Origin of the sequence: Streptomyces xiamenensis (assembly GCF_000993785.3) — a bacterium.
GTDB classification, from domain to species: Bacteria; Actinomycetota; Actinomycetes; order Streptomycetales; family Streptomycetaceae; genus Streptomyces; species Streptomyces xiamenensis.
The window spans coordinates 1,056,372-1,074,137 of sequence record NZ_CP009922.3 but is presented as its reverse complement, the minus strand read 5'-3'; the positions used below and the strand labels follow the sequence as shown (position 1 = coordinate 1,074,137).

At 72.1% G+C, this 17,766-nt stretch carries 17 protein-coding genes; 12 read left to right on the top strand and 5 right to left on the bottom strand.

Annotated features, from left to right (window positions below):
- Positions 1-129: 129 nt before the first annotated feature.
- The 4 genes from SXIM_RS04800 to SXIM_RS04785 form a co-directional block, all read right to left on the bottom strand.
- Positions 130-2,109: a rhamnogalacturonan lyase gene (locus tag SXIM_RS04800; RefSeq protein ID WP_046723037.1), complete on the bottom strand. Its 1,980-nt coding sequence runs from the start codon at positions 2,107-2,109 to the stop codon at positions 130-132.
- Between the two features lie 116 nt (positions 2,110-2,225).
- On the bottom strand, positions 2,226-3,710 hold the full coding sequence (locus SXIM_RS27250) for a GDSL-type esterase/lipase family protein (protein ID WP_052385331.1): 1,485 nt from the start codon (positions 3,708-3,710) through the stop codon (positions 2,226-2,228).
- Between the two features lie 295 nt (positions 3,711-4,005).
- Positions 4,006-4,503: an NUDIX hydrolase gene (locus tag SXIM_RS04790; RefSeq protein ID WP_030734190.1), complete on the bottom strand. Its 498-nt coding sequence runs from the start codon at positions 4,501-4,503 to the stop codon at positions 4,006-4,008.
- A 172-nt stretch (positions 4,504-4,675) separates the two neighbouring features.
- Positions 4,676-5,314, bottom strand: a complete 639-nt coding sequence (locus SXIM_RS04785; RefSeq protein WP_030734187.1) for a TIGR03085 family metal-binding protein — start codon at positions 5,312-5,314, stop codon at positions 4,676-4,678.
- Positions 5,315-5,381: 67 nt separating this feature from the next.
- On the opposite strand from SXIM_RS04785, the gene hisI reads away from it, so the two are divergent.
- The 10 genes from hisI to SXIM_RS04730 all read left to right on the top strand — a co-directional run bounded on the left by hisI (position 5,382) and on the right by SXIM_RS04730 (position 14,378).
- Complete coding sequence (hisI, locus tag SXIM_RS04780; RefSeq protein WP_030734184.1) at positions 5,382-5,747, top strand: phosphoribosyl-AMP cyclohydrolase; 366 nt, start codon at positions 5,382-5,384, stop codon at positions 5,745-5,747.
- Positions 5,748-5,758: 11 nt separating this feature from the next.
- Complete coding sequence (locus SXIM_RS04775) at positions 5,759-7,267, top strand: anthranilate synthase component I (protein WP_030734181.1); 1,509 nt, start codon at positions 5,759-5,761, stop codon at positions 7,265-7,267.
- Positions 7,264-7,899: a TIGR02234 family membrane protein gene (locus SXIM_RS04770; protein WP_030734178.1), complete on the top strand. Its 636-nt coding sequence runs from the start codon at positions 7,264-7,266 to the stop codon at positions 7,897-7,899. Before SXIM_RS04775 ends, SXIM_RS04770 begins: the two co-directional genes overlap by 4 nt.
- Positions 7,900-8,002: 103 nt before the next feature.
- Positions 8,003-8,284, top strand: coding sequence for an HGxxPAAW family protein (locus SXIM_RS04765; protein WP_030734175.1), 282 nt, complete (start codon positions 8,003-8,005; stop codon positions 8,282-8,284).
- 138 nt (positions 8,285-8,422) lie between these two features.
- Positions 8,423-8,833 carry a DUF2752 domain-containing protein gene (locus SXIM_RS04760; protein ID WP_046725434.1) on the top strand — a complete coding sequence of 137 codons (411 nt, stop codon included), beginning with the start codon at positions 8,423-8,425 and terminating at the stop codon, positions 8,831-8,833.
- 74 nt (positions 8,834-8,907) lie between these two features.
- Positions 8,908-9,714: an indole-3-glycerol phosphate synthase TrpC gene (trpC, locus tag SXIM_RS04755; protein WP_046723035.1), complete on the top strand. Its 807-nt coding sequence runs from the start codon at positions 8,908-8,910 to the stop codon at positions 9,712-9,714.
- Positions 9,715-10,136: 422 nt separating this feature from the next.
- Entirely contained in the window at positions 10,137-11,393 is a 1,257-nt protein-coding gene (trpB, locus tag SXIM_RS04745) for a tryptophan synthase subunit beta (protein WP_030734166.1), read from the top strand.
- Entirely contained in the window at positions 11,390-12,208 is an 819-nt protein-coding gene (trpA, locus tag SXIM_RS04740) for a tryptophan synthase subunit alpha (protein WP_046723031.1), read from the top strand. Before trpB ends, trpA begins: the two co-directional genes overlap by 4 nt.
- Positions 12,209-12,328: 120 nt before the next feature.
- Positions 12,329-13,495 carry a DUF1266 domain-containing protein gene (locus SXIM_RS04735; protein WP_234306909.1) on the top strand — a complete coding sequence of 389 codons (1,167 nt, stop codon included), beginning with the start codon at positions 12,329-12,331 and terminating at the stop codon, positions 13,493-13,495.
- Between the two features lie 136 nt (positions 13,496-13,631).
- Complete coding sequence (locus SXIM_RS04730; protein ID WP_043177936.1) at positions 13,632-14,378, top strand: DsbA family protein; 747 nt, start codon at positions 13,632-13,634, stop codon at positions 14,376-14,378.
- Positions 14,379-15,108: 730 nt separating this feature from the next.
- Here SXIM_RS04730 and SXIM_RS04725 read toward each other — a convergent pair.
- The gene (locus SXIM_RS04725) at positions 15,109-15,510 is read right to left on the bottom strand and encodes a hypothetical protein (RefSeq protein WP_148236067.1); all 402 of its coding nucleotides are present in this window, start codon (positions 15,508-15,510) and stop codon (positions 15,109-15,111) included.
- A gap of 462 nt (positions 15,511-15,972) precedes the next feature.
- Between SXIM_RS04725 and lgt the strand changes: the two genes are divergently transcribed.
- Together lgt and SXIM_RS04715 are read left to right on the top strand one after the other, a co-directional pair.
- The gene (lgt, locus tag SXIM_RS04720) at positions 15,973-16,965 is read left to right on the top strand and encodes a prolipoprotein diacylglyceryl transferase (protein ID WP_046725433.1); all 993 of its coding nucleotides are present in this window, start codon (positions 15,973-15,975) and stop codon (positions 16,963-16,965) included.
- Positions 16,962-17,666, top strand: a complete 705-nt coding sequence (locus tag SXIM_RS04715; protein WP_046723027.1) for a VIT1/CCC1 transporter family protein — start codon at positions 16,962-16,964, stop codon at positions 17,664-17,666. Before lgt ends, SXIM_RS04715 begins: the two co-directional genes overlap by 4 nt.
- Positions 17,667-17,766 lie beyond the last annotated feature (100 nt).

The window sequence follows — 17,766 nt, the reverse complement described above, 5'->3', positions numbered from 1 at the left end:
GGGGTACGAACACGGCCGGGCGGCCCGTTGATCGGGCCGCCCGGCGCTTTCGGACCGTGGTCGAACTATGTTCGGTCCTGGTGATTCATGCGCTGACCTGCGCTGTTATGGGGATCGAGGTTCGCCCGGTCAGTGGGCCTTCGGCGCCGCCACGTACTGGATCCGCGGCTTCGAGGGCCGGCTCATCCCGTCCCCGATGAAGAAGGAAGGATGGGGCGGCTGGTTGTACGCGACGTTCTGCCACGCGATCGCCAGCCGGTACTGCGGGTCGTGCATGAGCGTGCGCAGCCGCAGATCCGTCTCCTCCACCGTGGTGAACACCCGCAGCGCGGAGTCGTCCTGGGTCCGGTAGACGACCTCCTCGCGCCAGTCCCCGTACAGGTCCGCCTGGATCACCGGCGTGCCCTTGGTCCAGTTGTTGGAGTAGACGCCCTGCGGGTGGAAGATCTCCACCTGCTCCTGGTTCTCCCAGTCCCACTTGGCGATGAACGGCACACCGGCCGGGTCGTTCGCCTCGTCGAAGGTGTGGTCCAGGATCTCCCGCAGCGGATCGCCGTCCCACCAGATCATGAAGTTGGCCGACGGGATGTCCGTGCCGATCAGGGTGCCGTCCGCGGCGCGCAACTGTCCCTCGCGCGAGTTCCATGCCCCGGTGGCGGTCACCGCCCAGCCCTCCGCACCCGGATGGGTCGGGTCGATGTCGCCCACCGCGCCCCGGCCGATGTCCCGGGTGGCCGGCATGTCGTACAGGATCTCGCCGCTCGCCGCGTCCCGGAGCGTCGCGCCCCGGTTGCCGGACGCCGACATGCTCTCGTGCGCGGCGAACACCTCCAGGCCCGGCCGGGAGGGGTCGAAGTCGCCCACGTGCAGCGCGTCGCCGTGCCCGAGCGTGGTGTTGTACAGCGGGGTGCCGTCGTCGTCGATCGTCAGCTGGCCGTAGACGATCTCGTCCCGGCCGTCGCCGTCCACGTCCGCCACCGACAGGCTGTGGCTGCCCTGCCCCTCGTACTGGCGGCCCCACTCCTTCGAGTCGAACGTCCAGCGCTCGGTGAGGGCGCCGTTCCGGTAGTCGTAGGCCACCAGCACCGTACGGGTGTAATAGCCGCGCGCGAAGACCACACTGGGGCGCTCGCCGTCCAGGTAGGCCACCCCGGCCAGGAAGCGGTCCACGCGGTTGCCGTAGCCATCTCCCCACTCGGCGACATTGCCGCGCCCCGGCGCGTAGTCCACGGTCTCCACGGCCGCGCCGCTCTCGCCGTCGAAGACGGTCAGGAACTCGGGTCCGGACAGGATGTAGCCGCCGGAGTTGCGGTGGTCGGCCGCCGGATCGCCGAGCACCGTACCGGTGCCGTCGACGGTGCCGTCCGCCGTCTTGACCGCGACCTCCGCCTTCCCGTCACCGTCCAGGTCGTAGACCATCAGCTGGGTGTAGTGCGCCCCGGCCCGGATGTTGCGGCCCAGGTCGATGCGCCACAACTGCTCGCCGTCCAGGGTGTAGGCGTCGATGTAGACATTGCCGGTGTACCCGGAGTGGGAGTTGTCCTTGGCGTTGCTCGGCGACCACAGCTGGACGATCTCGTACCGGCCGTCGCCGTCGAGGTCGCCGATGCTCGCGTCGCCCAGGTGGTACGTGTACTCCACGCCGTCCGGAGTCGTCCCGCCGGCCGGGCGGCTGACCGGGATGTCGCGGTACTGCTGCGACCAGACGCCGAACTCCTCGGTGCGCTCCCCGCGCGGGCCGTTGCCGCCCTGCACGACGGCGACCTGGTAGCGGGAGTCCGCGGTGCCCTGCGGATCGGTGTAGTTGGTGGCGCCGCGCACCGGCTGCCGGGTGATGCGCTCGCCGTCCCGGTAGACGTGGAAGGAGATGTGGTCCGGGTCCAGGCCCAGCATCCGCCAGCCCACGTACACGCCGTCCTCGGTGAGCACGGCCACCGGAGCGCGGTCCAGCTGCTCCATCGCGCGGACCGGCGCGGGGGAGGGGCGGCCCGCGGGCGCCGCGGTGCCCGCCGGGGCGGTCAGCAGCGACGCGGCGGTGGCCAGGGCGGCCAGCCCGGCGACGGCCAGGGTGCGGGTGGATCTTCGGACGGTTGCGGCTCGGAAAGCCATCCTTGCTCCTTGGTGCGATGGGCGCGAGGTTCTCGCGGGGTCGGTGGGGTGGCCCGGCCCGTGACGTGCCCCGGCGGAAAGAGGCCGCCGGGAGCCGGGCCTGGCCGGGGAAGGGGTCAGCCGACCTTCGTCAGCTCAAGTCCGTTGAGATGGGCGGTCTGACCGGAGATGGTGACGTTCAGCTGCCCGTCGGTGACGGTGATCCCGTTGAACGTGGCCTTGGTGACGGCGCCGGTTCCGGCCGAGACCTGGCCGTGGTCCACGCCCTCGAAGGCGAGGACGGTACGGGCGGAGCCGAGCAGATCGCCCACGTGGACGGTGGCCGAGTACGTGCCGTTGGGGACATCGGCCCGGAACTCGTAGGTGCCGCCGAAGTACGCGACGAAGTCCCGCTGCACGGCGTCCAGCGCACCGCCCCGGTCGCGGTCGATGACATTGGCGGTGCTGGTGAAGCCGTAGCCGCGCTGCGCGGTGTACAGCGTCTGGGTGTTGACCTCGGTGTAGCCGGCCGCGACCACCTGGCCCACCGGGCCGAAGTCGTAACGGTGGTCGGCGGAGCGGGTGGTGAGGGTGAGCGGGTCGGAGGGGGCCGACTCGCCCCGGGCGTTGACCGCGATCACCCGCACCTGGTGGGCGCTGCCCTCGGCCAGGCCGCCGATGTCGGCCAGCGGGAGGGTGGAGGTGGTGGCCAGCGTGTACTGGCTGTCGGGTGCGCCCTGCGGCTTGCGCTGGACCCGGTAGATGTCGGCGCCGGCCACCGCGTTCCAGGTGAGCCGGGCACCTTGATTGGAGATGTTCTGCGCGGCGAGCCCGCCGGGCTTGGCCGGGACGGCGCCCGGGGTGCCGGCGCCGGTGACGCGGCCGGCGAGCGGGGTGTTGAGGGCGGCGACGTCCTGGGCGACCAGGCGGGCCATCTGGATGGCGCCGTACTCCTGGAAGTGGGTGTCGTCCACGGTGCCGGTGGGCCGGTTGGGGTAGACGCCGGCCGGGACGTGCAGGAAGACCGACTTGGCCTCCTCGGGACCGATGCCGTCCAGGTAGGCGCGGGAGGAGGCGGACAGGTCGATCAGCGGCACGTTCTCCTCCTGCGCGACCGCGATGGCGCGGTCCACGTACTGCGGGAAGGAGACGTTGAACCGGCCGGTGTCGGCGTTGAAGGAGCGGCGCGAGACCGGGGTGACGACGACCGGGATGGCGCCGCGTTCCTTGGCGCCCCGGATGTAGTCGTTGCGCAGGAATTCCTTGTAGTCGTCCGGCGGGGTGTAGCGCTCGGGCCGGTCGACCGTGGCGTCGTTGTGGCCGAACTGCACGAAGAGATAGTCGCCCGGCTTGATCTGGCCGAGGATGGCGTCGAGCCGTCCCTCCTCGATGAAGCTGCGGGAACTGCGGCCGCCGATCGCGTGGTTGGCGATGGTGACGTCATCGGTGAAGAACCGGTCGAAGACCTGGCCCCAGCCCGCCTGGGGGACCCAGTACGGGTCGTAGGTCTGTACGGTGGAGTCGCTGGCGAGGTACACGGTGATCGGCTCGGCGGCCTGGGCCTGGCCCGGCAGCGCGAGGCCCACCACGGCGGTCGCGGCGGCGGCGACCGAGGTGATCACGGTGCGCAGCAGGCCACGGCCGCGCCTGTGGCGGTGGCGGTGGCCGTGCGGGGGTCTCGGGGTGGGTGTAGCAGCACTTCCGCCCATCATCACTCCTATGTGGTGGGTGGTACGGGGCGCGGCGCATGCGGGCGTGGTGGCACACCCAACGAATCTGAATCGATTCATTAGTCATGCGCACGACACAGTGCAAGCGCTTGCTGATTCGCGGGGAGTGTTGCCAACCGGTCACCGGACTGTCAAGACGTCTGCACGCATTCGCACGTGAGCGAACAGGAACGTGCAGGTGGTGCGGTCAGGACGGGGCGATCCCCAGCGCCCTGGCCGCCACCTCGTACACCAACTGCTCCTCGGGCGCCCGGTTTTCCTTCAGCTCCTCCAGCCGGTCCGGGCCGAACCAGCCGTAGCGCGGATGCTTGGACCACTCAAGGCGCGGCGCGGACAGATCCCCCTCCACCTCCACCAGGTAATCCACCTCGTGCCGCAGGCCGAGACCGTCGTCGCCCTCCCAGGTCAGCACCCCCAGGGAGCGCCGCACCCGGCGCACCCGCCAGCCGGTCTCCTCCGCCACCTCGCGGACCAGCGCCGCCAGGACGCTCTCGCCCGGTTCGACGTGGCCGCCCACCAGATCCCAGGTGTCGGGGAACAGCCGGCGCTGAGCCGAACGCCGTTGGGCGAAGACCTCACCGCGCTCATTGACCACCGCGGCCCCCACGGCCCACAGCTCACCCGCCCCGGGCTCCGGGAACTCGACGCCTTCATCGATCAGTACGGGAACGGTGCCATCGGCCATGCCGCCACTCTAGGACGGCGGTACGCTGCCGCGCTGCCCCGCATGACACCTCCGCCGCCGTCGCCCGCGCTGCTACCCTGCGATCCCGCCCGGGACCTGGAACGCCCCATGGTCGAGCGGCTGCCGGCGTGGCGTCGTGACAGCACCGCCCCGGTGACCCCCCGCCCCCGCCTCAGCCGGTCAGGCCCATCTTCGCCGTACCGGCCGCCCGGACCGCCGCCTCCTCGCCGTCCAGGGAGACCTTCGCCGCCCGCTGCCGGCCCGAGGAGAACAGCAACAGCTCGCCCGGATCCCCGGTGACCGTGACCACCGGCGTGCCCTTCTGGGCCACCACCGTCTGCCCGTTCGGCCGCCGCAGGACCAGGCCCACCGGGCTCCGGCGGCCCATCAGCCGCGCCGAGGACTCCAGACGCTTCCACAGCGCCTCGGTGAACACCGAATCCAGCTCCCGCGGCTTCCACAGGGACCCCGCCCGCCGCACGTCCTCGGCGTGGATGAAGAACTCCACCGTGTTCGCCGCCTCGTCGATCGGCTTCAGCGAGAACGGCGAGGTACGCCCGGGGCCCGACCGGATCAGCTCCAGCAGCTCCGCGTACGGCTTCGCGGCGAACTCCGTACGGATGTTCTCGCCGCGCGCCGCCAGCGGCTTGATCACCATGCCCGCCGCCGCGTCCGGGCGGCGCTCGCGCACCACCACGTGCGCCGCCAGGTCACGGGTGTTCCAGCCCTCGCACAGCGTCGGGGCATCGGGCCCGGCCTCTTCCAACAGGTCGGCGAGCACCAGTCGTTCACGTTTGGCATGGGTAGACATGCCTCCAGACTAGGACGCCCTCCCGCACACCGGCCATCCACCGCGCCGCGCCCGGCACAATAGGGGTATGGCCCGCACCGCATCCGACCTCGACCCCGCCGTCGCCGCCCGCCTCAAGCGCAACGCCGACGGCCTGGTCCCCGCCATCGCCCAGCAGTACGACACCGGCGAGGTGCTCATGCTCGGCTGGATGGACGACGAGGCACTGCACCGCACACTCACCACCGGCCGCTGCACGTACTGGTCCCGCAGCCGCGGCGCCTACTGGGTCAAGGGCGACACCTCGGGACACCACCAGCACGTCAAGTCCGTCTCCCTCGACTGCGACGGCGACACCCTGCTGGTCAAGGTCGACCAGGTCGGCGCCGCCTGCCACACCGGGGACCGCACCTGCTTCGACGCGGACCCCCTCCCGGTCAGCGGCGGGCAGTAGGCTCACCAGCCATGACGCACCAGGCAACGCCGGACCTCGACCGCTTCCGGATACTGGCCAAGGACCGCAGAGTCATCCCGGTCACCCGCCGGCTGCTCGCCGACGGCGACACCCCCATCGGCCTCTACCGCAAGCTCGCCGCCGAACGCACCGGCACCTTCCTCCTGGAATCCGCCGAGAACGGCCGCACCTGGTCCCGCTACTCCTTCATCGGGGTCCGCAGCGCCGCAGCCCTCACCGTGCGCGACGGCCAGGCGCACTGGCTGGGCACCCCGCCGGTCGGCGTCCCCACCGGCGGCGACCCGCTGCACGCCCTGCGCGCCACCCTCACCGCGCTGCACACCCCGCGCGAGCCGGGCCTGCCCCCGTTCACCGGCGGCATGGTCGGCTACCTCGGCTACGACGTGGTCCGCCGCCTGGAGCGCATCGGCGAGCACACCCGCGACGAGCTGGGCCTGCCCGAACTGACCATGCTCCTCGCCTCCGACCTCGCCGTCCTGGACCACCGCGACGGCACCGTGCTGCTCATCGCGAACGCCATCAACCACAACGACCGCGCCAGCGGCGTCGACGAGGCGTACGCGGACGCCGTGGCCCGCCTCGACACCATGACCGCCGACCTCGCCCGCCCCGTACCGGCCGAGGCCGCCCCCCTGCCGCCCTCCGAACTGCCCCCGTACACCGCGCACTGGGGCGGCGCCGACTTCCGCGCCGCCGTCGAGGACGTCAAGGAGCACATCCGGGCCGGCGACGCCTTCCAGGTGGTGCCCTCGCAGCGCTTCGAGACCCCGTGCGAGGCGAGCGCCCTGGACGTCTACCGGGTGCTGCGCGCCACCAACCCCAGCCCGTACATGTACCTCTTCCGCTTCGACGGCTTCGACATCGTCGGCTCCAGCCCCGAGGCCCTCGTCAAGGTCGAGGACGGGCGCGCGATGCTGCACCCCATCGCCGGCACCCGCCCGCGCGGCGCCACCCCGCAGGAGGACGCCGACCTCGGTACGGAACTGCTGGGCGACCCCAAGGAACGCGCCGAGCATCTGATGCTCGTCGACCTCGGCCGCAACGACCTGGGCCGGGTCTGCGCCCCCGGCAGCGTCGAGGTGGTCGACTTCATGACGGTCGAGCGCTACAGCCACGTCATGCACATCGTCTCCACCGTCACCGGCACCCTGGCCCCCGACCGCACCGCCTTCGACGCGCTCACCGCCTGCTTCCCGGCGGGGACCCTGTCCGGCGCCCCCAAGCCGCGCGCGCTGCAGATCATCGAGGAACTGGAGCCGGTACGGCGCGGGCTGTACGGCGGCTGTGTCGGATATCTCGACTTCGCGGGCGACGCGGACACCGCCATCGCCATCCGCACCGCGCTGCTGCGCGAGGGCACCGCATACGTCCAGGCCGGCGCGGGTGTGGTCGCCGACTCCGACCCGGTCGCCGAGGACACCGAGTGCCGCAACAAGGCGGCGGCGGTACTCAGGGCGGTAGGAACCGCCGCAAAGCTGCGCGGTAGCGTGGAGAGGTGACTCGTGAGCCGGCCAGCAGCAGCCCCACCCGCGCCCCGCGCCGCGCGCTCGGCGCGGCGCTGCTCAGCGGCGCCGCCGGGGCCGCCATCGTCCTGATCGCCGCCGGCCAGACCTGGGGCGAGGGCGAGGCGAGCCAGTCCGGGTTCGGCGCCGGCGAACTGCCCGTCACGGCGAGCGGCAGCGCCGTCTCGGACCTGCCGAGCGCGCTGGCGCTCGTCGGGCTCGCGTCGCTGGTCGCGGTGTTCGCCGTACGCCGCACCGGGCGGATGATCGTCGCCTCCGTCCTCGCGCTGAGCGGGGCCGGCGCGATCGGCGCCGCGCTGGTGGGGGCCTCCGACACCCGGGCCCTGGAACGGGCGGCGGCCGACGCGCTCGGGCTGACCGAGGCCGCGGTGACGAGCGTCAGCCACACGGGCTGGCCGTGGCTGTCGGCGCTCGGCGGGCTGCTGCTGCTGATCGCCGGGCTGCTGGCGCTCAGTTACGGGCGGCAGTGGCCGGCGATGTCCGGCCGCTACGAGCGCGGTGAACGGGGCGAGCGCGGTGAACGGCGGGGCCGCCGCACCGCCGTGGACCCGGACCGGCCGGAGGACATCTGGAAGGCCCTGGACCGGGGCGAGGATCCGACGACCTAAGGCCGTCCGTTCGGGACCAAGGGCCTCATCCGTCCTCCGGGAGGGGCCTGACACAATGGCGGTCGGGCGTACCCCACCACCGAGGAACACAAGGAGCATCAGCATGGCGGGCCACGATGACCACGGCAACACCCCTGCCGCCTGGACCGGCGTCATCATCATGATCGCCGCCTCGATCGTCGGCGGTTACTTCATGGTCGCGGGCCAGCCCTTCGTGGGCCTGGGCGCGTGGGTCGGCCTGTCCGCCGTCGGCGTCGTCGCCGGGCTGGCCATGCGTGCGGCGGGCTACGGCAAGAAGCCCGAGACCCTTCCGGCGCAGCGCACCGCCCCGGCGGCGGAGCGCACCGACGAGCCGGCCCCGGCACCGGCCGCCGCCGGCAGCTGACCGGCACGGCGCGACCTTTTCGCGGCGCGGCACCGATCCCCCGATCGGCGCCGCGCCGTTGCGCGTCCCGGTCCGGGTACGGATGCTGGGCGGGTGCCGGACTCCGCGCAGCCGCCCACCGTCCGTTCCGCAGCCCGCATGACCGTGCGGGTCCGGGCGCGGCGTGCCGCCGCCCCGCTCGCCGCGCTCGGCACCGCGGGCGCCGCCTGGGCGGTGGTCGCCGCGGTGGACCCGGGCGCGCCCTCCAGCCCCTATCCCGCCTGCCCGCTGCCCGCGCTGACCGGCTGGCAGTGCCCCGGCTGCGGGGGCCTGCGCGCCGCCCACGCCCTGGCGCACGGCCGGCTGGGGGAGGCGCTCGCGTCCAACGCGCTGGTGGTGCTCGCCGCGCTCGTCCTGGGCGTCGCCCTGCTGTGGTGGCTGGTCCGGGAGGTGCGCGGCAGAACGGGGGCGGTGCCCGTACCGGCCGCCCCGTACCGCTGGGCGCTGCTGGGAGGTATGGCGGCCTTCACGGTGCTGCGCAATCTGCCCCTCCCCCCGCCGTGGGCGTAACCTCTGCCCCGAGCCGGATACCATCGGTGTGTCCGACCCATCCCGATCCCGCCCTGACGACAGGAGGCCGCCGCGTGAGTGTGCTCGACGAGATCATCGAAGGTGTACGCGCGGACCTCGCCGAACGGCAGGCGCGTGTCAGCCTCGACGAGCTCAAGCAGCGCGCCGCGAAGGCGCCCGCGGCCAGGGACGGGGTCGCCGCCCTGCGCGGCGACGGGGTCCGGGTGATCTGCGAGGTCAAGCGCTCCAGCCCGTCCAAGGGCGCGCTGGCCGCGATCGCCGACCCGGCCGGGCTCGCCGCCGACTACGAGGCGGGCGGCGCCGCGGTGATCTCCGTCCTGACGGAGGAGCGCCGCTTCGGCGGCTCGCTCGCCGACCTGGAGGCGGTCCGCGCCAAGGTCGACATCCCGGTGCTGCGCAAGGACTTCGTCGTCACCTCCTACCAGCTGTGGGAGGCGCGGGCGTACGGCGCCGACCTGGTGCTGCTGATCGTGGCCGCCCTGGAGCAGGACGCGCTGGTGTCGCTGGTGGAGCGGGCCGAGTCGATCGGTCTGACGCCGCTGGTGGAGGCGCACGACGAGGACGAGGCGGAGCGGGCGGTGGCCGCCGGCGCGAAGATCATCGGGGTGAACGCGCGCAACCTGAAGACCCTGGAGGTCGACCGGGGCACCTTCGCCCGGGTCGCCCCCGAGATCCCCGACCGCCTGATCAAGGTCGCCGAGTCGGGCGTGCGTGGGCCGCACGACCTGATCGCGTACGCCAACGAGGGCGCCGACGCCGTACTGGTCGGCGAGTCGCTGGTGACTGGGCGCGACCCGCGTACGGCGGTGGCCGACCTGGTGGCGGCCGGCGAGCACCCCGCGCTGCGGCACGGGCGCTGATCACGATGCCCGCCGTCACCCCCACCGACTTCCCCCGGCTGGCCCGGGGCGCCGCGCCGCGCGGCTGCCGCGCGCCCGCCCGGCGGATCCTTGGGCGGCGGGTGCGGTACCACATCGGCAGCGAGCCGGGACAGATCAGCGGGCGGCGATGGCCGGGCCGGCGGGGGCCGGCGGCCGTCGCGTAACCGGCGCTGCGGCGTGTTCACCGCGCCGCCCCGACGCGGCGCGCCCGCGGCGTTCCGATGACTCACGGCCGGGGGCCGGGGGTCGCGAACCTGTACGCGAACGGCCCGCGGGCCGTGCCGCGGGCCGGGTCCTGATCCGGGTCCACCCCGGATCCCCGGCTGCGCCGTGCCGCCCCTCCCCTCCGCCACCCGTTTCTCCCTCACCCGTTCCGTCGCTGACGCCCGGAGGGCTCACACATGTCCGACGTGTACTTCCATCCCGACCCGCAAGGGACGGTCCCCGACGCCGCGGGGTACTTCGGCGCCTTCGGCGGCACCTTCATCCCCGAGGCGCTGCGCGCCGCCGTCGAGGAAGTGGCCGCCGAGTACGAGAAGGCCAAGGCGGACCCCGCCTTCGCCGCCGAGCTGAACGACCTGCTCGTCGACTACACCGGCCGCCCCTCGCCGCTGACCGAGGTGCCGCGGTTCGCCGAGCACGCCGGCGGGGCCCGGATCTTCCTCAAGCGCGAGGACCTCAACCACACCGGCTCGCACAAGATCAACAACGTCCTGGGGCAGGCCCTGCTCACCCGCCGGATGGGCAAGACCCGGGTCATCGCCGAGACCGGCGCCGGCCAGCACGGCGTGGCAACCGCCACCGCCTGCGCCCTGTTCGGCCTCGACTGCACCATCTACATGGGCGAGATCGACACCGAGCGGCAGGCGCTCAACGTCGCCAGGATGCGCATCCTGGGCGCCGAGGTGATCCCGGTGGGCTCCGGCAGCCGCACCCTCAAGGACGCCATCAACGAGGCGTTCCGCGACTGGGTCGCCAACGTGGACACCACCCACTACCTCTTCGGCACGGTCGCGGGACCGCACCCCTTCCCCGCCCTGGTGCGCGACTTCCACCGCGTCATCGGGGTCGAGGCGCGGCGGCAGATCCTGGAGCGCACCGGCCGGCTCCCCGACGCCGTGGCCGCCTGTGTGGGCGGCGGTTCCAACGCCATCGGCCTCTTCCACGCGTTCATCCCGGACGGCGATGTCCGGCTGGTCGGCCTGGAGGCGGCCGGGCACGGCGTGGAGTCCGGCGAGCACGCCGCGACCCTGACCGCCGGCGAGCCCGGCATCCTGCACGGCTCCCGCTCGTACGTGCTCCAGGACGACGAGGGCCAGATCACCGAGCCGTACTCGATCTCGGCCGGCCTGGACTACCCGGGCATCGGCCCCGAGCACGCCTACCTCAAGGACAGCGGGCGCGGCGAGTACCGCCCCGTCACCGACGACCAGGCGATGCGCGCGCTGCGGCTGCTGTGCCGCACCGAGGGCATCATCCCGGCCATCGAGAGCTCGCACGCCCTCGCCGGCGCCCTCGACCTGGGGCGCGAACTCGGCCCCGAGGGGCTGATCCTGGTCAACCTCTCCGGCCGGGGCGACAAGGACATGGACACCGCCGCCCGCTACTTCGGGCTCTACGACGGCGACAACGGCGACAGCGAGGGAGCGGCGTCATGACCGGAAACCTGGAGCTGCTCGGCACCACCCTGGCCGCCGCCCGCGCCGAGGACCGCGCCGCGCTCATCGGCTACCTGCCGGCCGGCTTCCCCACCGTCGACGGCGGCATCCGCGCGGCCATCGCCATGGTGGAGGGCGGCTGCGACGTCATCGAGATCGGGCTGCCGCACAGCGACCCGGTCCTGGACGGTCCGGTCATCCAGACCGCCGACGACATCGCGCTGCGCGGAGGAGTGCGGATCGAGGGCGTGCTGCGCACGGTCCGCGAGGTGTACGAAGCCACCGGGGCACCGGTGCTGTGCATGACGTACTGGAACCCCGTGGACCGGTACGGCGCCGAGCGGTTCGCCGAGGAACTCGCGGCGGCCGGCGGGGCCGGCTGCATCCTGCCCGACCTGCCGGTGGAGGAGTCCGAGGTGTGGCGCAAGGCGGCCCAGCACCACGGCCTGGCCACCGTGTTCGTGGTGGCGCCCAGCAGCAGGGACGCCCGGCTGGCGACCATCACGGCGGCCGGCAGCGGCTTCGTGTACGCGGCCTCGCTGATGGGCGTCACCGGCACCCGCGAGTCGGTGGGCCGGCAGGCGTCCGACCTGGTGCGCCGTACCCGGGCCAGCACCGAACTGCCGGTGTGCGTGGGCCTGGGCGTCTCCAACGCGGCGCAGGCCGCCGAGGTCGCCGCCTTCGCTGACGGGGTCATCGTGGGCACGGCGTTCGTGAAGGAACTGCTGGCCCACCAGGGCGACGAGCGAGCCGGTCTGGACGCGGTGCGCGCCCTGGCCGGGCAACTGGCCGCCGGGGTGCGCCGGTCCGGCTGACGCGGGACCGCAGGGCCGTCCCCGGGCTGCACGGCACGGGGACGGCCGGGCCCGATAAGGTCTGGCCCCATGGGGAGTATGGGGGCCACACCACAGGGGCCTTGGCAGCCGCCGACGACCGTGGAAGCGGGACTGTACGCGGCCGGGATGAACGGCGACTGGCCGGCGTTCTTCGACGTGCTGGCGGGCACCGACCTGTTCTTTCCGATGTCGCGGGAAGTGGTGGACGCGGTGCCGGGCGGGTTCCGCTTCGCGCCGTTCCGCGATCCCCAGGTGGAAGGGCTGTGCGTGGCCGTCTTCACCCGCGGGATGCTGCCGCCCCCGGTGGCGGGCCAGGTCTTCGAACGCGGCAATCTGGGCCCGCTGGCCAAGGCCTGGCCCAAGACCGTCAGCTGGCTGGCGGTGAACCCCGGGACGCCGGTGGAGACCTTCGTACCGGCCGACCCGCGGCAGTGGAAGCGGCACGCCAAGCGGGCCCGCGAGGAGCCGCGCCTGAAGACGCTGTGGACCGGGCCGCGCACCGACGCCATGGCGCACGGCATGGCCTGCGGCGCGCTGCTGCTTGTCAACAACGGCACCCTGTGGAACCAGCTCGGCTGGCAGAACGGCGGCTACTCCGAGACCCGTGAACTGCTGAGGACCTGGTGGGGGATCACCGGCCGGGAGGGCTGGCTGGAGGCTGAGGAGGGCCTGCTGCGCGGCGAGTTGTCGCCGCCGGCGTGGGAGTTCTGTCTGCGGGTGCGGCACGCGCTGATCCAGGAGTACGGGGTGGTGCCGGGCGCGGTGAAGTGGCGGGAGACCTCCGAGCGGGTGCTGCTGGCGCGTACCGCCGAGGTGGTCGACAAGACCGGCCGGCCCCCGCAGTTCGACCTGGACGCGGACATCACCCTGGCGCAGGACCTGATCGGCAGGATCCTGCGGTACGAGGCGCGGTTCCGCGCGGACGGCATCCTGGCGGCGGACGCGTCGGTGCGCTCCGTCCTGGCCTGGGACTTCGGGCGCGCCTCCTTCATGGCGCGGGACGGCCTGGGCGCGCGGTACTGCGACACCCATGAGGCGGAGACGGCGCTGCTGCGGGCGGGCGCGGCGGCGCGCCGGACGTACGTCTCCTGGCCGGACTTCGCGGCCGGGTACATCCTGGGGCGCTGCCTGCACTTCGACGACGAGACGTTCGGCGACTGGTACCGGGAGATGCTGGAGGTGCACCACCTCCTCAGCACGGAGCCGGAGAGCCCGTGGCTGACGGTGCCCTGGGACATCAAGGAAGTTCAGGCCGACCTGAGTTGAGCCGGGCGGATGACTGATCTCCTCCCCGTCGTCCTGCCGTCCGCCGCCGTCCCGCGCGCCCTGTTCGGCGCGGCCACGGTCGCCGTCGCGTGGTGGTGAACCGTGTCCTGACGGCGGGAGACTCGTTGGCCCAGGCGTGAGCCAGAAGAACCGTGACGGAAAAGGCAGGGCCCGCGACCGGATGCGGGAGGAGCGCGAGCGCGAGAAGGCCGCGGAGCGGCGGATGCGTTCGCTCAAGGTCGGCGGAACGGCGGCCGCGATCCTCGCCGTGGCCGGCGTCATCGGCGTGCTGGCCGCCAACTCGGGCGGCACCAGCAACGAGGGCCCCCCGGCGGCGCCGATCACGGTCGGCGAATCGACGGCCCCCGCCACGCTGGCCGTGTACGAGGACTTCCGCTGCCCGGCGTGCGGGCAGTTCGAGAACGGCTTCCGGGATGTCATCCACGAGCTGACGGACGCCGGGAAGCTGAAGGTGGACTACCACCTGGTCACGATCATCGACGGCAACCTCCGCGGCCAGGGCTCGACGAACGCGGCGAACGCCGCCCAGTGCGCCAACGACCAGGGCAAGTTCTCCCCGTACCACGACGTGCTCTTCGAGAACCAGCCGGCCGAGGCGGACGACGCGTTCGCGGACAAGGACCTCCTGATCGACCTGGCCGGCCAGGTCGACGGGCTGGACAACGAGACGTTCCGGACCTGCGTGGCGGACGGCACCCACGACGAGTGGGCTCAGCGCAGCAACGCCGACTTCATGAACTCCGGCTTCAACGCCACCCCCACCATCCTGCTCAACGGCGAGAACCTCTACGGCAACACCTCGGAGCCGCTGACCCCGGACACCCTGCGCAACAAGGTCAACCAGCTGGCGGCGAGTTCCTAGCCACCGGTCACAATCCGGTCTCACGGAGCGCCGGTTGCCCCCCTTGCCCCGGTCTGTCCGCCGGAAGCAACGGCCGCGACCGGTGTCCGGCTTGCGAAGGCCGCGTGAAGATCACAGTCTGTCCCCCACGAAAGCGTCTTTTCCGTGGGGGACAGCTGTGTGTCGTCATGATGCTCCCGCCGTGAGGGGCTCTCCGGCTGTGCCCCCAGCGAGTGGCCGGTGGCCTTTCCGGGTGGGCCCGAACCGGGACCCACCGCCGGGCGTGCCGGTGAGGCGGGTCCGGATTCCGGCGCGCAGCCCGGCAAGCATCCTGTGGAGGAATGCTCTGGAGGCGAACCGGCGGAGTCGCCCGTCTGCCGCAAGGCGGATCCGGCCTCACCGTGAGCGGGGACGGGGAAGCCCCGGCAAGCGGGCCCGAGCGTCGGTTTCCCGATCTTCTCCGGTCGTGTCCGGGGTGCGCTTTGGTCGGTCGCGGGGATGCGTCCCCGCCGAGGGAGTGACCGTTTGGCTCCGGCAGGATCCCTGTGTGAGCCGTCGCCCGGCTGCGGCTGGGGCACATGTTGAAAGGTGGCCCAGGCGTACCGGACGGGTTTATCCGAGTGATTCCAGTTATCACTGGCCGCGCTTTGCGGTGAAGAGTTCTGCCAGGATCTCGTGGGACGTGACCCGTCTCCCCCGGGGAAGCGAGGTCCGGGCATGGGTTGTGGCGTGGATCGACTGTTGGCGAAGTTCATCTGGAGTTCGAATGAATGACCCGGTATTCATCATTCGTGATCGGGAAAATCGGACCGATGACGGGACGGGCATCGAGTTCGGCGGCGTCCTCACCCATGCCGACCTGAGCGGCGCGCTGCGGGCGCGCCGGTGGGGACTGGTGGGGCCCTTCGTCTTCTACCTTCTGCTCCTCGGAGCGATTGCCGCCGCGTTCCAGGACGATCTCCTGGAGGGGTTCAGCAATCAGGCGGTTGCTCTCGTGGACATCTTCGTTGCGATTCTCGTCGGCCTGACGGTATGGAGAGTCTTCCACTGGTTTCTCATCATGCTTCGCGTCCGGCGCATCAGGCGGAATGGTGGTATTCATTTCAGGATTGGAAATTCCAGCGCAGAGGTCATCGAGGGCAAGGCGTCCCATCGCTTCTCTTTGCATCATTTCCCGTTCTGGGTCGAAACGAAGCGATCATTCGTACTGGTGTCATCGAGATCTCCGTTTTCGACAGTTCTGATGCTTCCCAAGAGATTGGCCGGAGGAGAAGCCGGGGTGGACCGCTTGAGGGCGCTGCTCGCCGAGACACGGGAGCCGCTCAGCAGAGAAGGGGGGCGGCGTGAGAGGACGGGGGGCGGGACGGCGTCTGACGCGATCCGGCGCTGACGGCCCTGGACTCGCCTTCGGCCGGCTCCAACGGGCGCTCTCCGCGACCTCGGCGAGCGGGAAGTATCGGCCGGTGTGGATGGTTGCTCCTGCGACCCCGATGGCCTCACGCCCGGTGCAGCCGCGCGGCCAGCGCATCCGAGTGGGCACACAGTGTGATCCCGGTTGGGAAAGCGGGCCGTGGATTCCCGGGTGGGCGTCCGGCGCGGTAGCGTCGGGGACACCATGGAGATCCTTGCCTCTATTCCCAGCCCAGGCACCAGCGAGGTCCATCTCGGGCCCCTGCCCCTGCGTGGCTATGCCCTGTGCATCATCATCGGTGTCTTCGTCGCCATCTGGCTCGGCGGGAAGCGCTGGGTCGCCCGGGGCGGACAGCCCGGGACCGTCGCCGACGTCGCCGTGTGGGCCGTGCCCTTCGGCCTGGTCGGCGCCCGGTTGTACCACGTGATCACCGACTACCAGCTGTACTTCGGTGAGGACCGCGACTGGGTCAACGCGTTCAAGATCTGGGACGGCGGTATCGGCATCTGGGGCGCGATCGCCGGTGGCGCCGTCGGTGCCTGGATCGCGTGCCGGCGGCGCGGGATCCCGCTGCCCGCCTTCGCCGACGCCGTGGCGCCCGGTATCGCGTTCGCACAGGCGATCGGTCGCTGGGGCAACTGGTTCAACCAGGAGCTGTACGGCAAGCCCACCAATCTGCCCTGGGCCCTGGAGATCGACAACGGCATTGATGTCGGTACCTTCCACCCCACCTTCCTGTACGAGTCGCTGTGGTGCGTGGGCGTCGGTGTGCTGGTGATCCTGGCCGACCGGCGGTTCAAGCTGGGGCACGGCCGGGCGTTCGCGCTGTATGTCGCCGCCTACACCGCGGGCCGCTTCTGGACCGAGTACCTGCGGATCGACGAGGCCCACGAGGTGCTGGGCCTGCGCCTGAACAACTGGACCTCCATCGTCGTCTTCCTCGCCGCCGTGGCCTACCTGGTGATCTCCGCCAAGCGCCGGCCGGGCCGGGAGGAGATCGTCGAGCCGGGGGCCGGGGAGGAGCAGGCCGGAGCCGAGACCGACGCCGACACCCCGGACGGTGACGGTGACGCCGACGCCGACGCCGCCGGGAAGGGTGACGGCGAGAAGGAGCCCGCCGCCAAGGGCCGGGTCGGCCTGGCCAAGGGCGACGACGGCGACGGCACCGACAAGGCGGGGGCCACCTCCGCGTCATGACGGGTTCTGCCGAGGCCCACCACCGGCACCGCGACGTGAGCGGAGGCTGGCTGCGTCCCACGGTCTTCGGGGCGATGGACGGGCTGGTCTCCAATCTCGGGCTGATCAGCGGTGTCGTGGGGTCCTCGGCGTCGGCCCACACCATCGCCATCGCGGGGATGGCGGGCCTGGCCGCCGGGGCGTTCTCGATGGCGGCCGGGGAGTACACCTCGGTCGCCTCCCAGCGAGAGCTGGCACTGGCCGAGATCGAGGTGGAGCGGCGCGAGCTCGCCCACAACCCCGACGACGAGCTGGCCGAGCTGACCGCGGTCTATGTGGGACGCGGGGTCGAGCCGGAGCTGGCCCGGGAGGTCGCCCGGCAGCTGTCCCGCGATCCGGACCAGGCGCTGGAGATCCACAGCCGGGAGGAGCTGGGGGTCGGCCCTTCCGATCTGGCCTCGCCGATGGTCGCGGCCCTGTCCTCCTTCGGGTCCTTCGCGGTCGGGGCCCTGCTGCCGGTGCTGCCCTATCTGCTGGGCGGCACGGCCTTCTGGCCCGGCCTGCTCCTCGCGCTCGCCGGGCTCTTCCTGTGCGGCGCGGTCGTGTCCCGGGTGACGGCCCGCTCCTGGTGGTTCAGCGGGCTGCGGCAGCTGCTGCTGGGGGCCGCGGCGGCCGGCCTGACGTACGGGATCGGCGCGCTGCTCGACAACGCCCTGAGCTGACCCCTTCGCCCGGATCGTCCGGGAATATACCGGGTGACCCCGCACGCTATGTACTCATCGGCGTGCCCATGGGTGAGCTTTGTTTCCGGAGGGTTTCAGT

What these genes read in the sequence shown, in the direction of transcription:
- SXIM_RS04785 (WP_030734187.1), bottom strand. Translation starts at nt 5,314, where the DNA reads ATGTCTACCCATGCCAAACGTGAACGACTGGTGCTCGCCGACCTGTTG.
- lgt (WP_046725433.1), top strand. Translation starts at nt 15,973, where the DNA reads ATGGAGATCCTTGCCTCTATTCCCAGCCCAGGCACCAGCGAGGTCCAT.
- hisI (WP_030734184.1), top strand. Translation starts at nt 5,382, where the DNA reads ATGGCCCGCACCGCATCCGACCTCGACCCCGCCGTCGCCGCCCGCCTC.
- SXIM_RS04725 (WP_148236067.1), bottom strand. Translation starts at nt 15,510, where the DNA reads ATGGGACGCCTTGCCCTCGATGACCTCTGCGCTGGAATTTCCAATCCT.
- SXIM_RS04715 (WP_046723027.1), top strand. Translation starts at nt 16,962, where the DNA reads ATGACGGGTTCTGCCGAGGCCCACCACCGGCACCGCGACGTGAGCGGA.
- SXIM_RS04790 (WP_030734190.1), bottom strand. Translation starts at nt 4,503, where the DNA reads ATGGCCGATGGCACCGTTCCCGTACTGATCGATGAAGGCGTCGAGTTC.
- SXIM_RS04760 (WP_046725434.1), top strand. Translation starts at nt 8,423, where the DNA reads ATGACCGTGCGGGTCCGGGCGCGGCGTGCCGCCGCCCCGCTCGCCGCG.
- trpA (WP_046723031.1), top strand. Translation starts at nt 11,390, where the DNA reads ATGACCGGAAACCTGGAGCTGCTCGGCACCACCCTGGCCGCCGCCCGC.
- SXIM_RS04775 (WP_030734181.1), top strand. Translation starts at nt 5,759, where the DNA reads ATGACGCACCAGGCAACGCCGGACCTCGACCGCTTCCGGATACTGGCC.
- SXIM_RS04765 (WP_030734175.1), top strand. Translation starts at nt 8,003, where the DNA reads ATGGCGGGCCACGATGACCACGGCAACACCCCTGCCGCCTGGACCGGC.
- trpB (WP_030734166.1), top strand. Translation starts at nt 10,137, where the DNA reads ATGTCCGACGTGTACTTCCATCCCGACCCGCAAGGGACGGTCCCCGAC.
- SXIM_RS04800 (WP_046723037.1), bottom strand. Translation starts at nt 2,109, where the DNA reads ATGGCTTTCCGAGCCGCAACCGTCCGAAGATCCACCCGCACCCTGGCC.